Below are 14,261 nucleotides of genomic sequence, written 5' to 3'. Positions count from 1 at the left end.
ATCAACGTGCTCTTCGCGATGCTCCGCGACAGCACCTTCTACGAACCCCGAACCCCACGCCTCGCTTGACGAAAGACATAGAGGCACCCCCCGCGGCAGCCACAGCTGCCGCAACACCTCAGCCCCCAGCGACCCGAGCGGGGATCACGAGGGCGGCCCGAGCCGCAACCCGCCCCGCCCTCAGAACGCAGCCCGTATCTCCCCCACCCGCTCGGCGCCGCCCAGGAGAGGTGCGTCCGCGAGGCGGCTGAGGATGGGGGCGTCGAGGCCCATGAGGTGGAGGGTGTGGGCGAGGACGGGGCCGAGGGTGCGGGTGGCGCCGTCGTCGATCTTGAAGGCCAGGGCGCGGCCGTCGGGGAGGGCCACGGCCTGGACGGCCTCGGCACCCATCTTGGAGAGGGTGCCGGGCAGGGCCTGCATCAGCCAGGTGTCGGGGCGGCGGGTGCCGGCGACGTACTCCGGGTGGGCGCGCATCGCGTCGGCGACCCGTCGCTCGGGGGTGCCGGGGCCGGCCATGACGAAGTGCCGGAAGGCGCGGGCCAGTCCGGTCAGGGACAGCGAGAGCAGGGGAGCCCCGCAGCCGTCCGTGCCGACATGGGCGACGTCCTCGCCGCTCGCGGTGCGGACCCCGTCGGCCACCAGCTGCTGGAGCGGATGGGCCTCGTCGAGGTACGTGGCGAGCGGCCAGCCGTTCCGCGCCGAGGCGGCCAGCATCGCGGCGTGCTTGCCCGAGCAGTTCATGGTGAGGCGGTCGCGGACCAGCCCCGAGGCGAGGTAGGCCTCGGCCTCCGCGGGGTCCAGCGGCAGGTCGGCGGGCGTCTGGAGCTGGTCGGCGGTCAGCCCGTGCTCGGCCAGCATGGTCCGCACGAGGTCGAGGTGGAACGGCTCGCCCGAGTGGCTCGCGGCGGCCAGTGCCAGCCGCTCGCCGGAGAGGTCCAGGCCCGCCCGCAGCACCGCCGCGGCCTGCATCGGCTTGTTCGTGGAGCGGGGGAAGACGGGGGCGGTCACCTCGCCCAGTGACCAGTCCACGCTGCCGTCGGCGGCGAGCACCACGAGGGAGCCGCGGTGCCGGCCCTCGACGAAGCCGGAGCGGACGACCTCGGCGAGGACGGGGGAGACCGCCGGGGAAGCGGGCGAAAGCGCGGCCGCCGGGGAAACCGGGGACGTGGGGAATTCCGAGGTCGGCTCGGATATCGGGGTGGGCGAGGTCATCGTCGGCCTTCCGGGAGTGTCCTGTGCCCCCGTGAGGCTTGTGGCCCGGTCAGGACAGCAGGTCGTCTACTTGCGCTTCGCCTTCACGGTACCTGCGGGCAATTTCGGCGCTGCACTCGTCGGTGGTGCGCTGCAGCGACTGACGGCGCCGGGACACCTGCTGCTCGTAACGGATCAGCCGGCCCATCGCGTCGTGCAGCTCCTGGTCCGTACGCGCGGTGAGGTCGGACAGCTCCACCTCGCCGAGCATCTCCTCGGCGAGCCTGCGGTACTCCTCGCTGTGCGGCGTACCGAGCGTGACGTGCCGGGCGGAGGAGCGGTGGCGTGAGGGCAGGTCCGTGAGGATCTCCGGGAGCCGGTCCAGCAGGGGGGACTGCTGGGCGGACCGGCGGGCGATCTCGGCCCGCAGGATGTCGATCCGGCCCTGCAACAGCCGCCGCAGATAGCTCAGATCGGCCTCCTCCTGCTGGGAGTCACGCCGTACGACCCGCAGCTCGGGCAGCCCCAGACCGGACAGGTCGGGGGTGGTGGCCGGCCGGCAGCGGTCGCGCTGCTGCGGGGGGCGGGGGTGCTGCGCCTGGCCTGCCTGGAGCATGGGGCCGTCCTCGGTGCCGGGGGGCTCGACGCGAGCCGCCGCTGTGGTGGTCGTCCGGGCGGTGGGGGGTGGTGGGGCGGCGGGCGCCGGATGTGCGGAGCCGGACGCGGGGGTGGTCGATGTCGTCCGTCCGGTCGGTGTCGTCCGGGCGGTTGGTACGGGACCGGGTGTCTGTCCGGCGCCGAGAGTGTTCATGAATCGTTCCGTCCCCTCGTCCGGTGCCGCGTCCTGGGCATGTTGTCCATGAAACGCACCACGTGCACGCATCGTGCCACTCTGGGCGGTCCTTCTGCAGGGCCATGGCACCCGAACGGCCCCAGTAGGGGTACGGCTGTCCGAAGGCGGCGGGCCGCCCGGCATGATGGCGGGTATGCGAGCTGTGGTGCAAAGGGTTGACGGTGCCCGTGTCGAGGTGGCGGGCGAGACGGTCGGGGAGATCGTCGGTGAGGGCCTGTGCGTCCTGGTGGGGGTCACGCACGACGACACCCCGGAGAAGGCGGCGCAGCTCGCCCGCAAGCTGTGGTCGGTGCGGATTCTGCAGGGGGAGAAGTCCTGCTCGGACACCTCGGCGCCGCTGCTGGTGATCAGCCAGTTCACTCTCTACGGTGACGCCCGCAAGGGCCGCCGCCCCACCTGGAACGCCGCCGCACCGGGGCCGGTCGCCGAGCCGCTGGTCGACGAGGTCGTCGCGCAGCTGCGGGCGCTGGGCGCCCAGGTGGAGACCGGCCGTTTCGGTGCGTCGATGAAGGTGTCGCTGACCAACGACGGGCCGTTCACGGTGCTGGTGGAGGTCTAGGAGGAGACGCCCCGCCGGCCCCTACGGCTCGACGACGACTTCCTGCGACGCCGCCGTGCCGCCCGCCAGCAGGGGCGCGTCCACCGGCACATTCCGCTTCACCAGGGCGAGCGCGATCGGACCGAGCTCGTGGTGGCGCGCCGAGGTGGTGAGGAAACCGAGCTGCCGGCCTTCCTCGCCGTCCGCGGCGAGGCGGATGGGGGCGCCGTGCGGGGGCAGCTGGACCTCGCTGCCGTCCAGGTGCAGGAAGACCAGCCGTCGCGGCGGCTTGCCCAGGTTGTGGACCCGGGCGACGGTCTCCTGGCCGCGGTAGCAGCCCTTCTGGAGGTGGACGGCGGTGCCGATCCAGCCCAGCTCGTGCGGGATGGTGCGGTGGTCGGTCTCCAGGCCCAGCCGGGGGCGGTGGGCCTCGACGCGCAGCGCCTCCAGCGCCAGCACCCCGATCGCGGGGCCGTGGTCCGCGGCGAAGGACTCCAGCTCCGCGCGCGGCAGGAACAGATCGCGGCCGTGCGCGGTCTCGCGTACGACGGTCGGCTCGGACACCTCGGCGATGGAGCCGGCCGGGAGATGGACGACGGCGATCTCGTCGGTGCGGTCGGCGACCTCGACCCGGTAGAAGAACTTCATGCTCTCCAGGTAGGCGATCAGCGCCTCCTGGGTGCCGGGTTCGGTGTGCATCCAGGTCGTCTCGCCGTCGTCGACGAGCGAGAGCGCATGCTCGATGTGGCCGTGCGCGGACAGGATCAGCGCCTCGGTGGCCTGGCCGGGCGGGAGGTCGCTGACGTGCTGGGTGAGCAGCAGATGCAGCCAGCTCAGCCGTTCGGCGCCGGTGACGGTGACCACGCCACGGTGGGAGAGGTCGACGAAGCCGGAGCCGTCGGCGAGGGCGCGCTGCTCCCGGAAGAGGTCGCCGTAGTGGGCGGCGACGCCTTCGTCGGGGGCCTCGGCGGGGACGGCGCCGGGCAGCGACAGCAGGGGGCTGGCGGGTGAAGGTCGCGGCATGGGACCAGCCTACGACCCGGTGGCGACCGCCTCAGCCGTCACCCTCGGCGGCCTTGGCGCGGCAGGCCGCACAGCGCCCGAAGATCGCGAAGTGCTTCATGTCCGTCTCGAAGCCGAACTGTTCGCGCAGCGTCGCAGCGAACGGTTCGGCCACCGACAGATCCGCCTCGATGACGTCCGTGCAGTCCCGGCAGACCAGGTGCATGTGGTGGTGGCGGTCGGCGAGGTGGTAGGTCGGGGAGCCGTGGCCGAGGTGGGCATGGCTGACCAGGCCCAGCTCTTCCAGGAGTTCCAGGGTCCGGTAGACCGTGGAGATGTTCACCCCGCCCGCGGTCTTGCGCACTTCGGTGAGGATGTCGTCCGGAGTGGCGTGCTCCAGTTTGTCCACAGCCTCCAGCACGAGCTGACGCTGCGGCGTCAGACGGTATCCGCGCCTGCGGAGGTCGCTCTGCCAGTCGGTGGTCACCACACCGCCAGTGTAGGAGGGCGGACGCCGGGTGTCCGTACGCCGCCGGTCAGCCGGCCGTCCGCACACCGCGCGGACGGCGCAGCGGGGAGAGCGGGACTCTCCCCGGGCTGCTCAGGGGTTGTAGGGCGTGCCGTCCGGGCGGAAGAAGGAGACGCCGTCCGGCATGTCGTCGGGCAGGCTCTCCGCCCACTCCTTGAGGTCGGCGACCTTCTTCAGGTGCGCGGACATGTACGGGCGCAGCGGCACGTCCGGGGTGGACTTCTCGCCGACCCACATCAGGTCGCTGTTGACGTAGCCGTAGAGCCGCTTGCCGCCGCTGTACGGGCCGGAGGCGCCGGTGCGCGCGATGGCGTCGGTGGCCAGGTCGATCTGCGGCTTCTGGTCGGCCAGCTCGCCGTACCAGACCTCTACCACGCCCTGGTCGCGGCACATCACGATCTCGACCTTGCGGTCCGCGTCGATGCGCCAGAAGCCGGTCTCGGTCTCCAGCGGGCGGACCTTCTTGCCTTCGGCGTCGAGCACCCAGCTGTGCGAGGTGTACTCGAGGAAGTCACGGCCGTCGTGGGTGAAGCTGACCTCCTGCCCGAAGTTGCACTTCTCGGTGCCGGGGAAGTCGGCGACGCCGGCGCCCTCCCAGTTGCCGAGGAGGAAGGCGAGCGGCACCAGGGCCGGGTTCAGGTCGGACGGGATCTCGATCATGAGAGCTCAGACGATCTATAGAGAGGCGGACCGGCAGGGGCGCGGGCGGCGCTCCTGCCGGGGGTGGCGAAGGAGGGGCTCAGCGCTGGCCCTGGTAGAGCTTCTTCCAGGTCAGACCGGCGAACGCGAGGACGCCGATGCCGACCAGAACCAGCAGGGTGGTGAAGAATGCCTCAAGCACGAGCGCGCTCCTTGAACGGAGTGAGGGTGTAACGGACCGCTTGCGAGTCTAGTCGGCGGCGGTGACAGCGGCGCTGTGAGGTCCGCCGCGCCTACTCTTGCCTCATGGCGAAGAAGCTCGTGATCAAGGTGACGGCGGGTGCGGATGCGCCCGAGCGGTGCTCGCAGGCGTTCACGGTGGCGGCGGTGGCGGCGGCCAGCGGCGTCGAGGTGTCCCTGTGGCTGACCGGGGAGTCCGTGTGGTTCGCGCTGCCGGGGCGGGCGGCGGAGTTCGAGCTGCCGCATGCCGCGCCGCTGCCGGAGCTGATCGACGGAATCCGCGCGGGCGGCGGGGCGATCACGGTCTGCACCCAGTGCGCGGCCCGGCGGGACATCGAGCAGAAGGACCTGATCGAGGGGGCCGGGATCGCCGGTGCCCAGCTGTTCGTCAGCGAGATCATGCCGGACGACGTCCAGGCGCTGGTGTACTGAGCAGGGTCGCCGGGGCGGCCGGCCCTGCCCGGTCTACTGCCGGTGCTTGTCGTCGCCCCGGTCCTCCAGCTCCCGCCACCAGCGGTCGGACTCGGGGTCGCCGGACTCGTCCCACCAGCGCTCGCCGGGCTCGCGGCGGTTGCCGATCACGGCCGCGACCGGCGGGATGACCATGGCGACGACGCACATGCCCACCGCGACCGGGACCGACCACAGCCGCACCACGCCCCAGGCCAGGACGAACAGCACCAGGCACACGCCCATCAGGACGAAGTACCTGCGATGGCGGCGCTCTACGGGCGACCGGCGGTGCGCGTCCATGTCTCCACGGTAAGTCCGTACGGGGCCGGAAAGAAGCCGGGACGGGAGCCCCGGCCGGGCCCGCGAGCGGGAGCCCGCCCACCCGGCCCCGTACGGCACGGAGGGCCGCACCCCCAGCCAAGGCGTCCAAACCCCTGGGGTGCGGCCCTCCGGCCGTAGGGAGGGTGGCGGCGGAACCGTCCGGGTCATCCCGGAGCCGCCGCCACTCCTGCTGCCGTCAGACGGCGATGGCGACCTCCGCCAGCCCGCCCTTCTGGGCGACGACGGTGCGGTCCGCGGTGCCGCCCGGGACGAGCGCACGCAGCGTCCAGGTGCCCTCGGCCGCGTAGAAGCGGAACTGTCCGGTCGCGGAGGTGGGGACCTCGGCGGTGAACTCGCCGGTGCTGTCCAGGAGTCGGACGTAACCGGTGACGGGCTCGCCGTCGCGGGTCACGCTGCCCTGGATCGTGGTCTCACCGGGCTTGATGGTCGAGGCGTCCGGGCCGCCTGCCTGTGCTCCACACATGGGGGTACTTCCTTGAGGGGGTCGGGGAAGAAGCGTGCTTGCTTACTTGTTGGCGCCGAGCTCGATCGGGACACCGACCAGCGAGCCGTACTCGGTCCAGGAGCCGTCGTAGTTCTTGACGTTGGTCTGGCCCAGCAGCTCGTGCAGGACGAACCAGGTCAGCGCGGAGCGCTCACCGATGCGGCAGTAGGCGATGGTGTCCTTGGCGAGGTCGACCGACTCACCCTCGTAGAGGGCCTTCAGCTCGTCGTCCGACTTGAAGGTGCCGTCGTCGTTGGCGTTCTTCGACCACGGGATGTTGCGCGCGCTGGGCACGTGGCCGGGGCGCTGCGACTGCTCCTGCGGGAGGTGCGCCGGGGCGAGCAGCTTGCCGCTGAACTCGTCGGGGGAGCGCACGTCGACCAGGTTGAGGTTGTCGATCGCGGCGACGACGTCGTCCCGGAACGCGCGGATGGCGGTGTTCTGGGCCTGGGCCTTGTAGTCGGTGGCCGGGCGGCTGGGAACCTCGGAGCCGTCGACCAGGTCGCGGGAGTCCAGCTCCCACTTCTTGCGGCCGCCGTCGAGGAGCTTGACGTCCTGGTGGCCGTAGAGCTTGAAGTACCAGTAGGCGTAGGAAGCGAACCAGTTGTTGTTGCCGCCGTAGAGGACGACGGTGTCGTCGTTGGCGATGCCCTTGGCGGAGAGCAGCTTCTCGAAGCCGGCCTGGTCGACGAAGTCACGGCGGACCGGGTCCTGGAGGTCCTGCTTCCAGTCGATCCGGACGGCGTTCTTGATGTGGTTCTTGTCGTAGGCCGAGGTGTCCTCGTCAACCTCGACGAGAACCACCTTCGGGTCCTCGAGGCGGGCCTCGACCCAGTCGGCGTCCACGAGGACGTCGCTACGGCTCATGATTCTTCTCCTCCGGGGCAGTTACGGGGGGCAGTGGCAGAGTTGCACGCGGGTATGCCGGGTGCGCGCCGTTCAGTTCCGGGCGGCCCGTGTCGTGGGTACGGGGCCGGTGCGGCGCTTGGGGGACAGACGGGAACGGCCGAGGGCCGGCCGGGCTCCGGGGTATCCCGTCCCCGAGGGCTCGGGGAGGGGGCGGAAGGCCCGTCAGACAGGGCGACAGAGCATGGCGGCGACGCGGCACAGGTCTACTGCCCGCCGCTTCGTCAGTACCGCCCGTCCCCGCGGACGGAGACCGCTCAATGAGCTCTGCATGGCACCGATCGTAGGGACGCGGAGCGGGGCGTGTCACCGGCGTGTCGAATGGTGAGACGCGTTTGTCCGTAATATGAGAACGGAGCCCGCGCGGGACGGCCCCGCACGGGCTCCGGAGGGCCGTTCGCCGGTGGGGGGTCTGGCGTACGGACCGGGTGTCTCAGGAAGTGGACGGTGCGCGGATCGGCCGACGGACCGGGCGGACCCGGCGGACCGGTGGGGCGGTCCGCCCGGTGGCGCCCGAAAGGGCCTCCGGTGCCGTCCGGTCAGCTCGGGATCTTGACGTTCTTGCCGGAGGCGGAGATCGACAGGCCCTCCTGCATCAGCACCACCTTGTCCAGCTTCAGGTTGCCGGGCAGCTGGTCCAGCTTCCAGTCGTGGTCGGTCTGGGCGCGCACCTTGCTCTCGCAGCCCGGGAGGACCTTGCACATCGCCGGAAGCCCGTCGGCCCGGAGCCGGACGGTGGTGCCGCCGACGATGGTGATCGAGCCGGTCACGTCCAGCGAGTTGAGCAGCGGGACATTCGGGGAGATCTTGACCTGGCTGCGGCCGTTTTTCTGCCCGCCGTAGCTGATCTTGACGCCGCCGCCCGCCGCCTTCGTCAGGTCGGCGTAGGTGATCCGGGCGTTCCCGGTGGCCGACGCGGCGCTCTCGATGGAGGTGTAGTCGCTGGTCAGCCCGACGTCGTAGAAGTGCGCCGACAGGTGGTCGATGCGCAGCGCGCGCCCCTGGGCCCGGGCCTCGACGCCCCCGAGGTCGGCGTCCACCTCCTGGAGGCTGCGGCCGGCGACCTGGGTCAGGAACGGAAAGCCCTTGATGGCGATGGTCGGGGTCCTGTCGAGCCCCTGACTGGCGCGGATCTTCTCCGCGGCCTTGTCCTCGGCGAGGCCCACGGCCACCCGGTCGGCCGCCACGAACAGCCCGCCGACTATGACCAAGAGGATCACCAGCACACGTAGTGCACGCATCGAACCACACCCCCACACTGGGCCGGATTACGGCCGACTCGTCCTTGCAGGCCCCCTGCCTGCGTTCCGGGGGAGCCTAGACGACAGCCTCCGGCAAACGGGAGCGGCGGCCGCCGGAGGGCATGAAGGTGCGCCACCGGCGGCCGCCGCTCCGTTCGCGCGCTCGCGCACGGGCCGCGGCGGGCGCTACCCCAGCGCCCGCCCCAGGATGTAGACCGCCGGCGCGGCCAGGGCCAGCGGCAGGGCCACCCCGGCCGTCATGTGGACGAAGCGCGACGGGTAGTCGTAGCTGGCCACCCGCAGGCCGATCAGGGCGCAGCCGCCGGCCGCCAGCCCCAGCAGCGCACCGGACAGCCCGAGACCGGTCAGCTGCCCGGCCGCGACACCGGCGCCCGCGGCGGCCACCAGGGCGGCGGCGACCGAGGCGATGCCGGGCAGCGGCAGCGCCCGCACCAGGGTGGCCACCGCGACCGCGGCGGCGCCGACCACGACCGCGTGCGGGCTCGCCGCGAGCTGCCCGGCGGCCAGCACCGCGAGGGCCGTCGAGGTCAGGCCCGCGGTCAGCGCGTACATCCGCTCATCGGCGCTGCTGCGGTTGCGCAGCTGGAGGACGAGGACGAGCAGACACCAGACCCCGAGCGTGCCGATGCCGACCAGGGGCGCGCTCGCGGGGTCGGTGGCCAGCAGGGCGGCGTCGGTGGTCAGGCCGCCCAGGAAGGCCAGCGCGATGCCCTGGCGGGCCGGCCACATGCCGTTCAGCCGGAACCAGCCGGCGGCGGTGACGGCCTGCAACAGCGCCACCGGTACGGCGAGCACCGGGCGGGCCAGCGGCGCGGTCAGCGCCAGCAGCAGGGCCAGTCCGGCGGTCAGCGCGGCCGGCTGGATACCGGGCGGGATGATCGGCGAGCGGCCCTCGGCGCGGGCGCGCTGGTTGGCCGCGAGCGGGGCGCTGGAGACCACCGCGGCGGCCGGTGCGGGCGCGGCGGGCGCCGGGCGGGCCTGCTGGGGGTGCCGGCGGGCGTAGGGCTCCTCGGACGGTGCCGCGGTCTGGTGCTGCGCGGGCAGCGGCGCGGGCTCGGCGTGCGGGGCGCGGTAGCCGTCCTGGCCGTGCGGCGGCTGCGGCGCCGGCCGGGCGTGCTGCGGCCGGCCGTGCGGTGGCTGTCCGGGCCGGCCGTGCTGAGGCGGCTGCCCGTGCCGGGGCTGCTGTCCGTACGCCTCGTACCCGTACGGGGCCTGCGCGGGCCGGCCGTGCCCGTAGGGGCCGGGACCCGGCTGGGGCGCCGGGCCGGGCTGCTGCTGCCCGTAGGGGTCGTGGGCCTGCGGCCGGCGGGACGGCGCCTGCTGGGCGTAGGGGTCCTGCGGCGCGTACGGCGCCTGCGGGTCGTACGGCGGCTGCGCCGCGGCCGGGGGTGCCTGCTGCCCGTAGGGGTCCGGTGACCCGTACGGGGTCTGCTGACCGTAGGGGGCCTGCGCGCCGTAGGGGTCCTGCGGCTCGTAGGAGGGGCGGTGCTGCGGCTGGTGGTCGCTCATGATCGTGTGCTCACCCTCCCGCGAACGGCGGCAGGACCTCGACGGTGCCGCCCTCGGCCAGCGGCACCGCCCCGTGGTCGCGGGTGCCGACCGGATCGCCGTCCACCAGGAATGAGCAGCGCAGCAGGACGCGCGCGAACTCGGGGTTCGCGGCATGCGCCGCCCGCGCCGCGTCGAGCGCCTCGGCGAGCGTCGCCGCCGTATACGGCTCCTCTGCCGTGCCGGCGGCGGCCTTGGCCGCGGCCCAGTAGCGCACGGTGCCAGTTGTTGTCACGGCGGCCTCTTCGTCGTGTCGGTCGGGGGGCCTCCGTGGTGGCGGACGCCCCGTCGTTGCCGCCTCCATGATGGCGTACGCGGCGGCCCGCCCGGTCCGGGCACGTTCCGGCAACGGCTCGGGGAAGGTACGGGCAGAACGCAGAAATTCGATTGCCGAGGGCAAGTGTTCGCCTAGGCTCACGGTGTGTTGGTCCGACTCGCGCGGGCGCATCTGCGGCCCCACAGGCGCTCGATATCCCTGATCGTCCTCCTCCAGCTGATCCAGACCCTGGCCACCCTCTATCTGCCCACCCTCAACGCCGACATCATTGACAACGGTGTCGTGAAGGGGGACACGGGCTACATCCTCCGCGTCGGCGGCTTCATGGTCGCCATCACCCTGCTCCAGATCGTCTGCGCCATCGGTGCCGTCTACTTCGGCGCCCGTACGGCGATGGCGCTCGGCCGGGACATCCGCGCCGCCGTCTTCGACCGGGTGCAGTCCTTCTCCGCCCGTGAGATGGCCACCTTCGGCGCGCCGTCGCTGATCACCCGCACCACCAATGACGTCCAGCAGGTCCAGATGCTGGTGCTGATGACGTTCACGATGATGGTCTCGGCGCCGATCATGTGCGTCGGCGGCATCGTCATGGCGCTCAATCAGGATGTGCCGCTGACCGGTCTGCTGCTGGTCATCGTCCCGGTCCTCGGGATTCTCGTCTCACTGATCGTGCGCCGGATGCGTCCGCTGTTCCGCGGGGTGCAGGAGCGCATCGACACCGTCAACCGCGTGCTGCGCGAGCAGATCACCGGTATCCGCGTCATCCGCGCCTTCGTCCGCGACCGGCACGAGCGCGAGCGGTTCGCCGGGGCCAACACCGGTCTGTACGAGGTGTCGCTGCGCGCCGGCCGGCTGATGTCGATGATGTTCCCGCTGGTCATGCTGATCGTGAACCTCTCCAGCGTGGCCGTCGTCTGGTTCGGCGGACTGCGCATCGACAGCGGCTCCATGCAGATCGGCGCGCTGACCGCGTTCCTCAGCTACCTGATGTACATCCTGATGTCGATCATGATGGCGACGTTCATGGTGATGATGCTGCCGCGCGCCGAGGTCTGCGCCGAGCGCATCCAGGAGGTCCTGGCGACCGAGTCCGGCGTCACCCCGCCCGAGAACCCCGTCACCGAGCTCCGCCGCCACGGCGAACTGGAGCTGCGCGGCGTCGAGTTCCGCTTCCCCGGCGCCGAACAGCCGGTCCTCAAGGACATCTCGCTGCACGCCCGCCCCGGCGAGACCACCGCCGTCATCGGCTCGACCGGCAGCGGCAAGTCCACCCTCCTCGGGCTCGTCCCCCGCCTCTTCGACGCGACCGGCGGCACGGTCCTGGTGGACGGCGAGGACGTCCGCACCCTCGACCAGGAGACCCTGGCCAAGGCCATCGGCCTGGTCCCGCAGAAGCCGTACCTCTTCTCCGGCACCGTCGCCACCAACCTGCGCTACGGCAACCCCGACGCCACCGACGACGAGCTGTGGCATGCCCTGGAGACCGCCCAGGCGCGGGACTTCGTCGAGCGGATGGAAGGCGGCCTGGACGCGCCCGTCGCGCAGGGCGGCTCCAATGTCTCCGGTGGCCAGCGCCAGCGGCTGGCGATCGCCCGCGCGCTGGTGCGGCGCCCCGAGATCTACCTCTTCGACGACTCCTTCTCCGCGCTGGACTACGCGACGGACGCGGCGCTGCGGGCCGCGCTCTCCCGGGAGACGGACCGGGCCACGGTCGTGATCGTCGCCCAGCGGGTCGCCACGATCCGCGGCGCCGACCGGATCGTCGTCCTGGACGAGGGCCGCATCGTGGGCACCGGCACCCACACCGAGCTGATGGCCGGCAACGAGACCTACCGGGAGATCGTGCTCTCCCAGCTCACCGAGCAGGAGGCGGCATGACCACCGCGGACAAGGGAGCGGCTCCCGGAGCCGGCACCCCGGAACCCTCCGACGAGCCACCGCGGACCGCCACCCGACGCGGGCCGGCCCCGGCGGTCGGGCCCGCCCGGATGATGGGCGGCCAGCCGACCGAGAAGTCCATGGACTTCTCGGGCTCCGGCAAGCGGCTGCTGGCCCAGATGCGGCCGGAGCGCGGGATGATGACCGTCGCCCTGCTGCTGGGCGTGCTGAGCGTGGCGCTGACCGTCGTGGGACCCAAGGTCCTCGGCCACGCCACCGACCTGATCATGTCCGGCATCATCGGCCGGAAGCTGCCCCGCGGTGTCTCCCGCGCCCAGGCCGCCGACCAGCTGCGCGCCCACGGCCAGGACGGGCTCGCCGACATGATCGGCACGATGCCGGTCGTCCCCGGCCACGGCATCGACTTCGGGGCCGTCGGCCAGGTCCTGCTGTGGGTCACCGTGATCTACGTGGGCGCTTCGCTGTTCGGCTTCGTCCAGGCCAGGATCGCCACCCGGGCCGTCCAGCGGGCCGTCTTCCGGATGCGCGAACAGGTCGAGGAGAAGCTGGCCCGCCTGCCGCTGAGCTACTTCGACCGGCAGCAGCGTGGCGAGGTGCTCTCCCGCGCGACCAACGACATCGACAACATCCAGCAGACCCTGCAGCAGACCCTCAGCCAGATCGTGGCCTCGCTGCTGACCATCGTCGGCGTGCTCGCCATGATGTTCTGGATCTCCTGGCTGCTGGCGCTGGTCGCCCTGATCACCGTCCCGGTCTCGGTCGTCGTCGCCACGAAGATCGGCAAGCGCGCCCAGCCGCAGTTCGTCCAGCAGTGGAAGACCACCGGCAAACTCAACGCGCACATCGAGGAGATGTACACCGGCCACAGCCTGGTGAAGGTCTTCGGCCGCCAGAAGGAGTCCGCGGCGCTCTTCCGCGAGGAGAACGAGGCGCTCTACTCCGCCGGCTTCAAGGCACAGTTCATCTCCGGGATCATCCAGCCGGCGATGATGTTCATCGGCAACCTCAACTACGTCCTGGTGGCGGTGGTCGGCGGCCTCCGCGTCGCCTCCGGCGCCCTGTCCATCGGCGACGTCCAGGCCTTCATCCAGTACAGCCGCCAGTTCAGCCAGCCGCTCACCCAGGTCGCCTCGATGGCCAACCTCGTCCAGTCCGGCGTCGCCTCCGCCGAGCGGGTCTTCGAACTCCTCGACGCCGCGGAGCAGGACCCCGACCCCGAGCGGCCGGTCCGCCCCGAACGCGTCGAGGGCCGGGTCGAGTTCGAGGACGTCTCTTTCCGCTACGCCCCGGACAAGCCGCTCATCGAGGACCTGTCGCTGGCCGTCCACCCCGGCCAGACGGTGGCCATCGTCGGCCCGACCGGCGCCGGCAAGACCACGCTCGTCAACCTCCTGATGCGCTTCTATGAGGTGCGCGGCGGCCGGATCACCCTCGACGGCGTCGACATCGCGGCCATGTCGCGCGAGGAACTGCGCGCGCAGATCGGCATGGTCCTCCAGGACACCTGGCTCTTCGGCGGCACGATCGCCGAGAACATCGCCTACGGGGCCCCCGCCGGCACCTCCCTGGAAAAGATCGTCGCAGCCGCCCGCGCCACCCATGTCGACCGCTTCGTCCGCACCCTGCCGGACGGCTACGACACCGTGCTCGACGACGAGGGCAGCAATGTCTCCGTCGGCGAGAAGCAGCTGATCACCATCGCCCGCGCCTTCCTCGCCGAACCGGCCATCCTCGTCCTCGACGAGGCCACCAGCTCGGTCGACACCCGCACCGAGGTCCTCATCCAGCAGGCGATGTCCCAGCTCCGCACCGGCCGCACGAGCTTCGTCATCGCCCACCGCCTCTCCACCATCCGCGACGCGGACGTCATCCTCGTCATGGAAAACGGCGCCATCGTCGAACAGGGCCCACATGACGCGCTGCTGGCGGCGAACGGGGCGTATGCGCGGCTCTATGCTGCGCAGTTTGCGGAGGCCTTGACGGATTGAGGCCCACGTTTTCGGCTTTCCCGTCGCGTGGGTTTCTCGCCGTTGCGCCTGCGGCGGGCGGGTGGTTGTTGGGTGCGGTGACGGGCCTCCGGGGCCTGGTGTGTGGACAG

Annotated in this window: 16 protein-coding genes; 4 read left to right on the top strand and 12 right to left on the bottom strand. The window is 71.8% G+C overall.

Translation table 11 applies throughout. The features are described from left to right. Positions 1–180: 180 nt before the first annotated feature. Together ACFW5B_RS34685 and ACFW5B_RS34680 are read right to left on the bottom strand one after the other, a co-directional pair. Positions 181–1,212 (bottom strand): asparaginase, encoded by a 1,032-nt coding sequence (locus tag ACFW5B_RS34685; protein WP_386448911.1) that lies wholly within the window; start codon positions 1,210–1,212, stop codon positions 181–183. 49 nt (positions 1,213–1,261) lie between these two features. Beyond that, positions 1,262–2,002 (bottom strand): ABC transporter substrate-binding protein, encoded by a 741-nt coding sequence (locus tag ACFW5B_RS34680; RefSeq protein ID WP_386448909.1) that lies wholly within the window; start codon positions 2,000–2,002, stop codon positions 1,262–1,264. A gap of 175 nt (positions 2,003–2,177) precedes the next feature. On the opposite strand from ACFW5B_RS34680, the gene dtd reads away from it, so the two are divergent. Beyond that, positions 2,178–2,603 (top strand): D-aminoacyl-tRNA deacylase, encoded by a 426-nt coding sequence (gene dtd / locus ACFW5B_RS34675; protein ID WP_386448906.1) that lies wholly within the window; start codon positions 2,178–2,180, stop codon positions 2,601–2,603. Positions 2,604–2,624: 21 nt separating this feature from the next. Here dtd and ACFW5B_RS34670 read toward each other — a convergent pair whose 3' ends face one another. The 3 genes from ACFW5B_RS34670 to ACFW5B_RS34660 form a co-directional block, all read right to left on the bottom strand. Beyond that, the gene (locus ACFW5B_RS34670; protein ID WP_386448903.1) at positions 2,625–3,605 is read right to left on the bottom strand and encodes a YgfZ/GcvT domain-containing protein; all 981 of its coding nucleotides are present in this window, start codon (positions 3,603–3,605) and stop codon (positions 2,625–2,627) included. A 31-nt stretch (positions 3,606–3,636) separates the two neighbouring features. Continuing rightward, positions 3,637–4,074, bottom strand: a complete 438-nt coding sequence (locus ACFW5B_RS34665; protein WP_386448900.1) for a Fur family transcriptional regulator — start codon at positions 4,072–4,074, stop codon at positions 3,637–3,639. A 111-nt stretch (positions 4,075–4,185) separates the two neighbouring features. Next, complete coding sequence (locus ACFW5B_RS34660) at positions 4,186–4,773, bottom strand: FABP family protein (RefSeq protein ID WP_386448897.1); 588 nt, start codon at positions 4,771–4,773, stop codon at positions 4,186–4,188. A gap of 285 nt (positions 4,774–5,058) precedes the next feature. On the opposite strand from ACFW5B_RS34660, the gene ACFW5B_RS34655 reads away from it, so the two are divergent. Further along, the gene (locus ACFW5B_RS34655; RefSeq protein WP_085928098.1) at positions 5,059–5,424 is read left to right on the top strand and encodes a DsrE family protein; all 366 of its coding nucleotides are present in this window, start codon (positions 5,059–5,061) and stop codon (positions 5,422–5,424) included. Between the two features lie 33 nt (positions 5,425–5,457). On the opposite strand, the gene ACFW5B_RS34650 is transcribed toward ACFW5B_RS34655, so the two are convergent. The 7 genes from ACFW5B_RS34650 to ACFW5B_RS34620 form a co-directional block, all read right to left on the bottom strand. Next, complete coding sequence (locus ACFW5B_RS34650) at positions 5,458–5,745, bottom strand: DUF3099 domain-containing protein (RefSeq protein WP_386448893.1); 288 nt, start codon at positions 5,743–5,745, stop codon at positions 5,458–5,460. 217 nt (positions 5,746–5,962) lie between these two features. Further along, entirely contained in the window at positions 5,963–6,250 is a 288-nt protein-coding gene (locus ACFW5B_RS34645) for a DUF1416 domain-containing protein (RefSeq protein ID WP_006603933.1), read from the bottom strand. Positions 6,251–6,292: 42 nt separating this feature from the next. Continuing rightward, the gene (locus ACFW5B_RS34640; protein WP_386448890.1) at positions 6,293–7,138 is read right to left on the bottom strand and encodes a sulfurtransferase; all 846 of its coding nucleotides are present in this window, start codon (positions 7,136–7,138) and stop codon (positions 6,293–6,295) included. Positions 7,139–7,342: 204 nt separating this feature from the next. Then, positions 7,343–7,450 (bottom strand): putative leader peptide, encoded by a 108-nt coding sequence (locus tag ACFW5B_RS34635; RefSeq protein WP_350252853.1) that lies wholly within the window; start codon positions 7,448–7,450, stop codon positions 7,343–7,345. A 266-nt stretch (positions 7,451–7,716) separates the two neighbouring features. After that, positions 7,717–8,418 (bottom strand): DUF2993 domain-containing protein, encoded by a 702-nt coding sequence (locus ACFW5B_RS34630; protein ID WP_386448886.1) that lies wholly within the window; start codon positions 8,416–8,418, stop codon positions 7,717–7,719. A 186-nt stretch (positions 8,419–8,604) separates the two neighbouring features. After that, on the bottom strand, positions 8,605–9,948 hold the full coding sequence (locus tag ACFW5B_RS34625; RefSeq protein ID WP_386448883.1) for a hypothetical protein: 1,344 nt from the start codon (positions 9,946–9,948) through the stop codon (positions 8,605–8,607). Positions 9,949–9,958: 10 nt separating this feature from the next. Next, on the bottom strand, positions 9,959–10,204 hold the full coding sequence (locus ACFW5B_RS34620) for a MoaD/ThiS family protein (protein ID WP_386448914.1): 246 nt from the start codon (positions 10,202–10,204) through the stop codon (positions 9,959–9,961). A gap of 204 nt (positions 10,205–10,408) precedes the next feature. On the opposite strand from ACFW5B_RS34620, the gene ACFW5B_RS34615 reads away from it, so the two are divergent. Both ACFW5B_RS34615 and ACFW5B_RS34610 read left to right on the top strand, forming a co-directional pair. Further along, on the top strand, positions 10,409–12,142 hold the full coding sequence (locus ACFW5B_RS34615; RefSeq protein WP_386448880.1) for an ABC transporter ATP-binding protein: 1,734 nt from the start codon (positions 10,409–10,411) through the stop codon (positions 12,140–12,142). Next, positions 12,139–14,151, top strand: coding sequence for an ABC transporter ATP-binding protein (locus tag ACFW5B_RS34610; protein ID WP_386448877.1), 2,013 nt, complete (start codon positions 12,139–12,141; stop codon positions 14,149–14,151). The genes ACFW5B_RS34615 and ACFW5B_RS34610 overlap by 4 nt, the downstream gene beginning before the upstream one ends. The last annotated feature ends 110 nt before the right edge of the window (positions 14,152–14,261 follow it).

The organism is Streptomyces sp. NPDC058773 (assembly GCF_042746015.1).
Taxonomy (GTDB): domain Bacteria; phylum Actinomycetota; class Actinomycetes; order Streptomycetales; family Streptomycetaceae; genus Streptomyces.
This window is presented reverse-complemented; position numbering and strand designations above follow the sequence as displayed.